The sequence below is a fragment of the Methylobacterium sp. WL103 genome, assembly GCF_008039885.1.
Lineage (GTDB): Bacteria > Pseudomonadota > Alphaproteobacteria > Rhizobiales > Beijerinckiaceae > Methylobacterium > Methylobacterium cerastii.
Genome location: NZ_VRUX01000318.1, coordinates 1 through 4,957 on the forward strand (window position 1 = coordinate 1; position 4,957 = coordinate 4,957).

The 4,957-nt window shown below is 68.5% G+C and carries 5 protein-coding genes; 2 read left to right on the forward strand and 3 right to left on the reverse strand.

Annotated features, from left to right (window positions below; translation table 11 throughout):
• Positions 1 to 83: 83 nt before the first annotated feature.
• Entirely contained in the window at positions 84 to 998 is a 915-nt protein-coding gene (locus FV222_RS17275; RefSeq protein WP_147761647.1) for an ABC transporter permease, read from the reverse strand.
• 51 nt (positions 999 to 1,049) lie between these two features.
• Positions 1,050 to 2,576 (reverse strand): ABC transporter substrate-binding protein, encoded by a 1,527-nt coding sequence (locus FV222_RS17280; RefSeq protein WP_246685517.1) that lies wholly within the window; start codon positions 2,574 to 2,576, stop codon positions 1,050 to 1,052.
• Here FV222_RS17280 and FV222_RS29775 point away from each other — a divergent pair.
• Both FV222_RS29775 and FV222_RS17285 read left to right on the forward strand, forming a co-directional pair.
• Positions 2,575 to 2,751: a hypothetical protein gene (locus tag FV222_RS29775; RefSeq protein ID WP_187277365.1), complete on the forward strand. Its 177-nt coding sequence runs from the start codon at positions 2,575 to 2,577 to the stop codon at positions 2,749 to 2,751. The genes FV222_RS17280 and FV222_RS29775 overlap by 2 nt on opposite strands.
• Positions 2,748 to 3,656 (forward strand): LysR family transcriptional regulator, encoded by a 909-nt coding sequence (locus FV222_RS17285; protein WP_147761649.1) that lies wholly within the window; start codon positions 2,748 to 2,750, stop codon positions 3,654 to 3,656. Before FV222_RS29775 ends, FV222_RS17285 begins: the two co-directional genes overlap by 4 nt.
• A 6-nt stretch (positions 3,657 to 3,662) precedes the next feature.
• On the opposite strand, the gene FV222_RS17290 is transcribed toward FV222_RS17285, so the two are convergent.
• Positions 3,663 to 4,673, reverse strand: a complete 1,011-nt coding sequence (locus tag FV222_RS17290; RefSeq protein ID WP_147761650.1) for a 1-aminocyclopropane-1-carboxylate deaminase — start codon at positions 4,671 to 4,673, stop codon at positions 3,663 to 3,665.
• Positions 4,674 to 4,957: the final 284 nt, after the last annotated feature.

A 4,957-nucleotide genomic window follows, 5' to 3' on the forward strand; every position in this document is an offset into this window, starting at 1 on the left:
GAGCGCCGCCGGCCTGTCGGCCGAGAGGGCCGTCGGCGTCTCGGGCAAGCCGGCCGCGATGGGGGAGGCGGATGGCTGGAGGGTCATTGGCGCAGCCGGGGATCGAGGAAGGCGTTGAGGAGGTCGGCGGCCAGCGTCAGGGCGATGTAGATCATTGCCAGGACCAGCACGATCGCCTGCACCACCGGGAAGTCGTTGCGGGCGATGGATTCCCAGGCGAGCTGGCCGAGCCCCTGGAGCGAGAACACCGCCTCGATCACGATGGAGCCGCCGAGCAAGAAGCCGAACTGCACGGCGGCGAGCGCGATCACCGGGATGACGGCGTTGCGAAGCGCATGCCGGATCAGGATCTTGCGCGGGGGCAGGCCCTTGGCGCGGGCGGTGCGGACGTAGTCGGAGGCCAGGACCTCCAGCATGCCGTTGCGGGTGAGCCGCATCACCGCCGGCATGGCGTAGTAGCCGAGCGCGATCGCCGGCAGCACGAAGTGCTTCCAGGTCGTGTTGCCGGAGACCGGCAGCCAGCGCAGGTTCACCGAGAAGATCATGATCAGGGTCAGGCCGAACCAGAAGCTCGGCATGGCCTGGCCCAGCACCGAGACCGAGAGGGCGGCCCGGTCGATCCAGGTGTCGCGCCGGACCGCGGCCAGCACCCCGAGGGGGATGGCCACGAAGAGCGCCACGGCCAGCGCCACCACGCCGAGGAACAGGGTGATCGGCAGGCGGGCGGCCAGCAGGTCGATCACGCTCTCGCGGAAGTAGAACGAGTTGCCGAAATCGAGCCGGATCGCTTTGGCCCCCCAGGCGAAGAACTGCGCGAGAAGGGGCTGGTTGAGCCCGTACTGGACCCGGATCGCCTCCACCTGCACGGAGGTCGCCTCCGGCCCCGCGATGGCGGTGGCGAGGTCGCCCGACAGGTGCAGGAGCATGAAGCTCGCCACCGACACCGTCACGGCGACCGCCAGCGCCACCAGACTTCGTTGGATCATGAATCGCAGCATGGCCCGGCTCCCTCGTTCGGTCGGCGGTCGGTCGGCTTCAGGCGCCGGCCGTCACTTCCACTGCGCCGCGTAGAAGCGCGGCAGCTCGTCGGGCTGCGCCGTGAAGGTCAGGTCCGACGTGAAGGCGTAGTTCGTCGAGTACGAGAACAACGGCAGGGCGTAGGCCTGGCCGGCGATGCGTTTGAGCGCTTCGGCGTACTTGACCTTCCGCACGGCCGGGTCGGTCGCCCCATCCCCGGCCTGGAGGGCCGCGATAGTCTCGGGGTCCTTGGTCAGGTCCTCGTCGCCGCCGCGGAAGTAGACGCCCGTGAAGGCCGAGACGTCGAGGACGGAGAACGATCCCCAGGTCTGGAAGGCGATCGAGACCTTGCCGCCCCGGATGAGGTCGCGGAGCGCCGCGTAGCGCAGGTAGTTCAGCCGGGCGGTGATGCCGACGGCGCGCAGGTAGCCGATCACGGCCTCGGCGTAGTCGCGCTCGCGGTAGGCGCCGAGATCGATCTCGAAGCCGTTCGGGTAGCCCGCCTCCTTGAGAAGCGCCTTGGCCCTGGCCGGATCGTAACTGTAACGCGGCACGCCCTCGTCGGTGCAGCCGAACTGGTCGATGAAGCAGGCCGCGTTCATCACCCGGCTCCCGCCACGCACGAGGTTGTCCACCATGGCCTTGCGGTCGATGGCGTACGAGATCGCCTGCCGGACGCGGGGATCCTTCAGAGGCGAGTTCTCCTTGGCTCGGCCGAGGGTGTCGAACTGCAGGAACCCGACCCGCATGGTCTCGGCGCTGAGGACCGAGATGTTGGGGGCGCCCTTCAGTTGGTCGGCCTGATCGCTCGGCACGCGCCAGATCCAGTCGATGCCGCCGGTGACGAGCTCGGCCATGCGGCTATCGGCGTCGGGGATAACGCGGAACTCGAGCTTGCCGATCTTGGCCGCGCCGATCGGGCTGCCAGGCCAATACTTGGCGAAGCGCTCCATCTTCACGCCGCGGCCGTTCTCGACCGCGGTGATGCGGTAGGGGCCGGTGCCGACGGGCGCCTTGGCGAAGCCGTCGAGGCCGACCTTCTTGAAGTAGGCCGCCGGGAAGATCGGTGTCGGGCCGGCGAGGTATTCGAGCGCGGCCGGGAAGGGGGCCTTCAAATGGATGCGGACGGTGTGGGCGTCGACGACCTCCGTCGACTTCATCCAGTCGACGTTCTGCTTCGTCACCGTGCGGGCTTCCGGCGTCAGCACGTAGTTGAAGGTGAAGGCCACGTCTTCCGGGCCGAAGACGTCGCCGTTGTGGAAGGTCACGCCCTCGCGCAGGGTCAGCTCGAGGGTGACGGGATCGACCCATTTCCAGGCGGTGGCCAGCATCGGCTGGTAGGTGCCGGTCTTCGGGTCGCGGTAGATCAGGGTGTCCCAGACGTTGCGGGCCAGGATGACGCCCTCGCGGGCGCTGTTGTGATACGGGCTGACGTTTTCCGGCTCGGTGTCGGAGGCGTAGACCAGGATGTCGTTCGCCTTGCCGGCGAGCGCCGGGACGCTGGCGGCCAACATCAGCAGGGTGAGCGCGGCGCGTGCCGTGGAGCGGTGTGTCGTCATGATCCTGCTCGCCATGATGTCGGTCCTTCTCACCCGTCCGCGCGGCCAGCATCGGACCGCCCGCATCGACCTGCCGCTTTTTTCGTCGTGCCATGGTGTTGTGCAATTGGCATCGCAACAAGTAGAATTTCGTGATTGCTGCCGTGCCGTTTCGGCAATCGACAGGGTTCCATGAACGTTTCGGGCCTTCGCTACGTCTTGGCCGTCGCCAGAACTGGGTCGATCGCCGCGGCCTCCACGCACTTGAACATCGCAGCCTCGGCGATCAGCCGGCAGATCTCCAATCTCGAGAGCGAACTCGACTGCGTCCTCTTCGAGCGTCGCCCGCGCGGCATGGTGCTCAGCCCGGCCGGGGAGCTGCTGGCGGAACACGCGCGCCAGACCCTGCTGCGGGCCGAGCAGGTCGCAGCCGATATCCAGGAATTGCAGGGCCTGGCGCGCGGCTTCATCCGGGTCGCCACCTCGGAGGGTTTCGCCCTCGACCTGCTGCCGAACGCGATCGCGGGGTTCCACGCCGCCCATCCGGGCATCCGCTTCGAGGTGCAGATGCTGCCCCCCGCCCAGGTCACGCACGTGGTGGCGGCGGGCGACGCCGACATCGGCATCACCTTCGCGCTCGCGCCCTCGAGCCTGGTCGCGGTCGCCTACGACAACGCCGTCGAGATGGTGGCGCTCAGCGCCCCCGATCACCCCCTGGCGCGCCGACCCGCGATCCGGCTCGCGGACCTGAAGCCCTACCCGATCGCGGTGCCGACCCTCGACACCACGGCTCGCCGGGTCTTCGACGCGGCCTGCCTCGCCGAGGACATCACCATCGAGCCGACGCTCACGGCCAACATCCTCTCCGCCCTGCTGCCCTTCGTTCGGCGGACGAAGGGGTTGGCGCTGATGTCGGCCCTCACGGTGCAGACGCCGGTGCGCCTCGGCGAGCTCGTCTGCATCCCGGTGCACGCGCGGATGAGCCTGATGCGCGGCATCCAGGTCCAAGTGATGCGCGACCGCAAGCTGCCGCACGCTGTCCAAGCCTTCTTGCGGCAGCTGGTGGCGGCGCTGCCGCCGACGGAGTCCGGCGGCTTCTGACGCGGCTCAGCCGTTTCGGAAGGTGTAGCTGTAACCGTTGAGCGCGGGCGCTCCGCCGAGATGGGCGTAGAGCACCTTCGAGCCCTTGGGGAAGAAGCCCTTCTGCACGAGGTCGACCATGCCCTGCATCGACTTCCCCTCGTAGACGGGGTCGGTGATCATGCCTTCGAGCCGGGCCGAGAGGCGGATCGCCTCGACCGTCTCCTTCGAGGGCACGCCGTAGACCGGGTAGGCGTAGTCCTCGTTGAGCACGATGTCGTCCTCGGTGATCGCCCGCGCGCCGACGAGCTCGGCGGTGTTCCTGGCGATCTCCAGGACCTGCGCCTTGGTCTGGGCCGGGGTGCAGGAGGCGTCGATGCCGATCACGTTGCGGGCGCGCCCGTCGGCGGAGAAGCCCACCACCATGCCGGCATGGGTCGAGCCGGTGACGGTGCAGACCACGATGTAGTCGAAGTGCAGGCCCATCTCGGCCTCCTGGGCGCGGACCTCCTCGGCGAAGCCGACGTAGCCGAGCCCGCCGAACTTGTGCACCGAGGCGCCGGCGGGGATCGCGTAGGGCTTGCCGCCCTTGGCCTTCACGTCCTCCAGGGCCTTCGTCCAGCTCTCGCGGATGCCGATGTCGAAGCCGTCGTCGACGAGCTGCGTCTCCGCGCCCATGATGCGGGACAGCATGATGTTGCCGACCCGGTCGTAGACCGCGTCCTCGTGCGGGACCCAGGCCTCCTGGATCAGCCGGCACTTCATGCCGATCTTGGCGGCGACCGCCGCGACCATGCGGGTGTGGTTCGACTGCACGCCGCCGATCGAGACCAGGGTGTCGGCCCCGCTCGCGATGGCGTCGGGCACGATGTACTCGAGCTTGCGCAGCTTGTTGCCGCCGTAGGCGAGGCCCGAATTGCAATCCTCGCGCTTGGCGTAGATCAGCACGTCGCCGCCGAGATGGGCCGTCAGCCGCGGCAGGTGCTCGATCGGGCTCGGGCCGAAGGTCAGGGGATAGCGCTCGAACTTCGACAGCATCTTCGCGGGTCCTTCGTGGGTCAGCCCGGAAAAGCTAGCAAAGTCGGCGCGGAAGGTGCTCTCGAAATGCGCCTTCGTTCTCGCTGCGATGAGACGCCTAGTGTTCCTGGCCGCGGGATCCTTGCGTCATCGCCCCCTGGAACGGAAGGATCGTTCATGGACGCTGGGTGCGGGCGACCAAGCTGGGAGATTCGCCGCCGGCTTCAGGCAGGCGGCCGCATGTGCGATGCCGTCCGGGCCCGGTGGACGAGCACGGCCGCACGGCCGCCGACCCGTCCCCGGCC

Coding starts and splice junctions, on each gene's coding strand:
- FV222_RS17275 (WP_147761647.1), bottom strand. CDS start 998: ATGCTGCGATTCATGATCCAACGAAGTCTGGTGGCGCTGGCGGTCGCC.
- FV222_RS29775 (WP_187277365.1), top strand. CDS start 2,575: ATGATCCTGCTCGCCATGATGTCGGTCCTTCTCACCCGTCCGCGCGGC.
- FV222_RS17280 (WP_246685517.1), bottom strand. CDS start 2,576: ATGACGACACACCGCTCCACGGCACGCGCCGCGCTCACCCTGCTGATG.
- FV222_RS17285 (WP_147761649.1), top strand. CDS start 2,748: ATGAACGTTTCGGGCCTTCGCTACGTCTTGGCCGTCGCCAGAACTGGG.
- FV222_RS17290 (WP_147761650.1), bottom strand. CDS start 4,673: ATGCTGTCGAAGTTCGAGCGCTATCCCCTGACCTTCGGCCCGAGCCCG.